Source organism: Paenibacillus sp. Soil787 (assembly GCF_001429545.1).
GTDB lineage: Bacteria > Bacillota > Bacilli > Paenibacillales > NBRC-103111 > Paenibacillus_E.
On sequence record NZ_LMSP01000015.1, the window covers coordinates 72,125 to 78,237 of the forward strand.

The 6,113-nt window shown below is 46.0% G+C and carries 3 protein-coding genes; all 3 read right to left on the bottom strand.

Annotated features, from left to right (window positions below; all coding sequences use genetic code 11):
* Positions 1-647 precede the first annotated feature (647 nt).
* The gene (locus ASG93_RS17185; protein WP_056833786.1) at positions 648-3,758 is read right to left on the bottom strand and encodes an MMPL family transporter; all 3,111 of its coding nucleotides are present in this window, start codon (positions 3,756-3,758) and stop codon (positions 648-650) included.
* Between the two features lie 68 nt (positions 3,759-3,826).
* Positions 3,827-4,453: a TetR/AcrR family transcriptional regulator gene (locus ASG93_RS17190; RefSeq protein ID WP_056833787.1), complete on the bottom strand. Its 627-nt coding sequence runs from the start codon at positions 4,451-4,453 to the stop codon at positions 3,827-3,829.
* A 133-nt stretch (positions 4,454-4,586) separates the two neighbouring features.
* Positions 4,587-5,621 (bottom strand): fatty acid desaturase, encoded by a 1,035-nt coding sequence (locus tag ASG93_RS17195; protein ID WP_056833788.1) that lies wholly within the window; start codon positions 5,619-5,621, stop codon positions 4,587-4,589.
* Between the last annotated feature and the right edge of the window lie 492 nt (positions 5,622-6,113).

Here is a 6,113-nt window from a genome sequence, read left to right on the forward strand (position 1 = left end):
TGCGTAGGAGTGAAGGAAGGGGGTGACTGGTGGGAGATGCGTAGGAGTGAAGGAAGGGGGTGACTGGCGGGATATTGGGATGGCGGCGGCGATGCTGGAGTCGAATTTGCTGGCTCTGTCCTTTACAGTGTCAAACACCTCTCGATCGCGCGGCATAAGTAAGATTTCTAACACCTTTTGATGTAAAACATGCAGCTAATTTCGCTTCAACTATGCTTTCTTTATGAATTAGCTGCGTTTCCTACATCAAATTTCATGAAAACTCTGAGTATGAACGCTTTTGGGAGAAATCAGCTGCACATTTTGCATATAAAACCCTCCAACAGACATGCAACGCGTAATTTTGATGCACAAAATGCATGTTATACTATACGCTCGGTCAGGGCCAACTCCAACCTCCTCTAATCAAACAAGTCAACCTTCTTCGTAAAGGTGTTTTTCATCGCTAAAGCCGGGCTGCTGCTCCAGACCATCACTTTAACGATGAATTTCAATGAATTTCATCGTTATTGACGCATCTACTCTGCCTTTAAGTATATTTTCCTGCTCGTAAGAATGTTTTTCATCGCTAAAGCCGGGCTGCTGCTCCATACAAAAAAGCGCCCCCACAATGTGGGAGGCGCCAATCAAATTCACTCACTTCATGCTCACGCGGTTCTACTCTCCGTGGACACTTGCCTAGCCGCTGACTTGCGCTTCATCCGTAGCGCCTCAGGCATAGCGAGCAAAGCCGGCAGCAGCATCGGCAGCAAAATAAAGCAAAGCACAATAAGACCAACGATCACGGCTACGGCTAGCTCGATCAGTAGAACTAGACCTGATGGAACCAACGTCGCGAAAGTACCGCCGAGGATGACCATAGCTGAGATCACTACGCCGCCGATGTGCTTAGCGGCCTGAACAATCGCCTTAGACGGCGACAATTCGCCCAGCTCTTTATATCGCATCATCAAGAAGATGCTGTAGTCGACACCGACAGCGATGATGATGATGAAGGAGAAGAACGGTACGAAAGAGGAAACACCGTCTGCCCCGATAATTTTATCTGTAACGATATTGGTAGCGGTCATGGCTACATAGTAGGAAATCACTAAGGACACGATGATGTAGACCGCTGGCCAGAAAGTTCGTATCACGAACAATAGGACTATAAATACGCCAATAATTACGATGATTGCCGTGCTGTTGAAAGATTTCAGCTGTGCTTTGTTCGTGTCATAGGTTGTGGAGCTTGGCCCCGCGGCACCAAATTTGGCTTTCTCCAGCACCGTGCCTTTCAAACTTGACGATAGCTCGGCGTTAATTCCCTCGATGGTGCTCATAGCCGCTGATGAGTACGGATCATCCTTCAGAATGACGATGAGTTTCGTACTCTTGCGATCTTTGGACATGAAGCTGTCCATCGATTTGCCGAAATCTGCGCTCGTTAATGCTTCTTTCGGGATGAAGAACGTTTTCGAGCTGTTCAGCTGCGTCAGGAACTGGCCCGTTTTGCCGAGCCCCTCGGACACATCGCCAAGTCCGCTGCCGCTTTGACCGAGGCCGTCCTTCAGCTGGCTCATGCCGCCAGCCAAGCCCGATAAGCCCTCGTTCAGCTTCTGCTGCCCGTCCTTGACGCTGCCCAGCGCGTCATTCAGCTTCGCCATGCTTTCGGCGATCTCTTGGCTTCCCGCGCTGCCTTGCTTCAGCCCCTTCGCGAGCGCCTCCGAGCCGCTCTGAAGAGAAGCCAATCCCGCAGCAAGCTGCGCCTGCGCACCGTTAATCTGCGCAAGTCCCGCAGCAGCCTCAGCAAAAGAGCCATTCAACTTGGCGGCATTCGCGCCAAGCTCCTTCAGCCCGCCGTTCAACTGGGCGAGACCGGATTCCAATCCCTCACCCGTTTGCTTCAACTTAGCGTAATCGGTATCCGCCTTTAACTGGCTGTACTTTTCACCCAGCCCGCCAATAAGCCCGTTCATCCCAGTCAGCCCTTGCTGAATGCCAGGAAGCTTCCCTTCAATCTGACGATAGCCGTCAGTTAAAGCATTGTAACCCTGTAGCAGCTGCGTAAGCCCGCTACTTAGCTTAACCGTATTGGCATCGACTTGCGTCATACCATCCTTTAAGCTCGCAATGCCCGCGCTCAGCTCCCCAGCTCCGTCGGCCCCCTGCGCGATCCCCTTCGATACTTGCCCCAGCGCAACTGTAATCTGACGGTAGCCATCCTGCACTTTGCCCGTGCCGGATATTAACTGATCCGTACCGGACAAATCCGGACTAACCAGTTTACTCTGCATCTGACTCAATCCATCTTGTATTTGATTGACACCCTTTTGCGAAGCTGTAATTCCTTCTGCAACGGTCGTCGTTTGCGTCGAAATATAGAAATTATCGATCGGCTTCGACTGTGGCTGCGTCACACTGGACACTTTATCCACGCCGGGAACACTCTTCAATTTGTCTGTTAGCTTATCAATTGCGGCTAATCCGTCATTATTATCAAGTGCTTTATCATTCTCAATCACGACCATAGTCGGCAGCGCTTGGCCTCGGCTAAAATGATCCGCTACAAGGCTGAATCCTTTGGTGGATTCATGGCCATTTCCTAGCTCTTTCAACTGGTCAAAAGACAATTTCTGATGGTTGGAAAGAGCAATCGGAATCATCACGATCAGAATAAGCAGCGTTGTGATCACCGGCCTTTTCACCGCAATAGCCGTCAAGCTCGCCCAAAATTTACTTTCCTTATGCCCGGTTGCACCCTTGGATGGCCAATACAGCTTATTGCCTAATACTTTCATGAGGAAAGGCGTCACCGTCATAATCTCAAGCAAGAGCACCGCAGTCCCAATAGCCACCACATTACCTGATTTATAAATACCAAAATCCGAGAACGTCAAGCTCGCGAATGCAATAAACACGGTCAAAATACTATAAAAAACCGTTTTCCCCGCCGTTTTATACGTTACGATAATCGCTTCATCCACAGACAGACCGTGAGATAATTCTTCTTTGAACCGATTGAACAACAGGATGTTATAGTCCGTTCCAATGCCGAAAAGAATCAAGATCAACAGCATCTCCGTGACACTTGTCACTGGAAACTCGAACTTATCAATTAGCTGCGCGGCAATCCCCATAGAGCACAAGTAGGAAATACCAACAGCAAGCAGCGAAACAATCGGAATAATAACGGAACGGAACATGATGACCAGCACCGCTAAGATGAAAATCACCGTTAAGGCCGCACTTTTGGCCACACCCGACTCGGAAGCTTTAATGTAATCGTTCTGAATGAAGTCCTCACCCGAGAGGTAGTACTGAACGTTCACATCTTTCAAAACAGCATCAAATTCCTGCTGAATCTCATCGACATGACGGCCTCTTTTATCCAAACTAAAGCTCCCCATTAACGTAGTCTGATCCTCTGAAATCAGCGAGGACTTCGCATCAGGAAGTGAGAACGGATCCAGCAATTGATCAAAGCCAAGCTCATCTTGATGGTTTTTCATATTCGTAATACCGGACTCGACCTGCTTCATATCTGCATCTGACAGCTTATTCGGGTTGTGAAACACGATAATATCGCTAGTCCCTTTAACCCCATTCATTTTATTCAAAATTGAGGTAGCGACCTTGGACGGACTGTCTTTTGGCAGCGGATCTTGGCCCCTGAGCCCTAAAATAGCATTCACATCGGGTTGAATAACTGTGAGAACTATAGTGGCTACCAACCACAACGCGACAATCGCCCAGCGCCATTTAATAATTTGTTTCATCTCTCTGATTCCTCCTCCTATTTCCAAAACGTTAGTAAACAAGCGTTCATTTTTGAGCCAAAAAAATTTTAGCACAGTCCTTGAAGCTTTATTTTTTCTGAAATACCCGCAGAATACAGGTACAACAGCTCATCAACCAGCATCTTAATCGTATCGCCATCCTCATAATCGCGCAGAATAAGGCTCATGCCCTCAATAAGCGTAACAGCTAACATCCGTGCAGATTGCTGCTCATTCGCTTCGAGCGGGGCCGGAGTTTTCTTAGTGGTAGCGAATACGTTCTCCAAAATTTGATACACCAGTGTAATAAGTTCCTCTTTCACGGTTTCGTAGCGCGAGCCTTCACTCAGATTGAGAAGAATGGTCAGCTCAATACTTGATTGCTTGAAAAGCTGCATAATCGTCGCATCAATTCTACGTAAAATAACGAGATGATCGGCAGTTTCCGTACACAATTTGAAATCAACCTCATTCTTGATCTCTAGGGTGTAAGAAGCAAGTTGCTCATAGACAGGTTGAATCAGCTCATAGAATAGGTCTTCTTTGTTTTTAAAATACCGATAAATATTGCCCGGTGTAATACCCGCAGCGTCTGCAATATGCCGAATAGAAGCTTTCATATAGCCATGTTTCTTGAATTCGGACAATGCCGCTTGGCGGATACTCTTTTTTACGTCATCTTTTAAAACCTGCATATAATAAACACCTGTTCACTTTTTGTCGTAATGGAATGATTATAACTTGCGTACTTCCTATTTTGCAAGCTTAATCGAAAAAAGCCGACAACCTAAGCAGCATGCTGCTTGAGGCCGTCGACTCTCTTTAAGATTACTCCGCCTTGGCGCCCAGAGTCTCGATGATTCTTTTCGCCTTGAAAGGTTTGAGATCTTTGAACTGTATGAACTTCTTCGATTCCTCGTTCCAAATACGGAACTTAAGCGATTCTAAGCTTGTCTTCAGTGTAATCGTCTGCACTCTGCGCAGCTCAGCGCTCTTGTTATGCACCTTTTCCAAATAGTAATTAGGAACTCGCGGGCTCAGATGATGAATATGGTGAAAGCCGATATTGCCTGTGATCCAGTGCAGAATTCTAGGCAATTTGTAAAAAGAGCTTCCATGCATGGCGGCCTTCATATAATCCCATTCTCCGTCATTCTCAAAGTACGAGTCTTCATAGTTATGCTGAACGTAGAAAAGCCAAATCCCAGCCATACCTGAAATTAAAAACATCGGGCCTTGGATAAGGAGGAAGGATTGCCAACCCATACCCCAGCAAAGCAGTGCAATGCTCCCGAAGATGCCCAAGTTCGTGATATACGTATTTATACGTTCTTTCATTCCCGCGCGTTTGCGGTTAAAACGATAATCAATCAAAAAGATGAAAATGGGTCCGACAATAAACATCACAATCGGATTTCTGTAGACCCGATAATAGAGTCTTCTAAATGGAGAAGATGCCATATATTCATCAACCGTTAATGTCCAGATATCGCCGACACCTCTACGATCCAAATTGCCGCTGGATGCGTGATGGACGGAGTGGGTATGACGCCACTGATGATAAGGGACAAACGTCAAAATGCCCGTTAAGGTACCAACAATTTCATTCGCTAATTTATTTTTGAAAAAAGACTTGTGGCAGCAATCGTGGAAAATAATAAAGATTCGAATGAGGAATCCTGCTGCTATAATGTCTAACACAAACGTTAGCCAGATTGAAACCGAAAGACTTAAGAAAGCGAAATACCAAAGCATAAAAAAGGGTCCTAAAGTATTAATGATTTGCCACACACTATACTTCATATGTGGTCTTTCGTAAGGCGCGATGTCAGACCGCCACCCACCTTTGTCTTGTTGACTCATTCTAATTAAAGCTCCTTCTCTCCGTTTCGTACCGGACTGATTTCGACACCTGATGTAGTACGTTGGGGATTCAATTAAGTTCCCGTTATAAGAGAAGAAATGTTACATTTCTCTCTCATCATAAGTCCCAATACGCTTTTTGTAAAATGTAAGATAAGTCATATGTGCATTAGATCTTATTTTTTACTATTCTGCAAAGCCCAAAAATCATCCTCCGAACGGCAACCTAAGCCTTATTTTTCCACAAAAAGAGGTTTCTCATGCAGAACACGCTCCTGCTTGGTTAAAGGAACTTATTATAACATTAGGCGAACAAATCGATGCTATACCCTTCAAATGCTGCAAAAAAACTACGACGGACCAATTAACGCACACAGCTAATGATACCAACCGGAAATAGACGTTTAACGGACCTGGGGAGGCTGTCTATTCACCGTACAATGAATAGACAGTCTCCTACATGCCGTTAACTGCCTATTTGGAGCGATGATT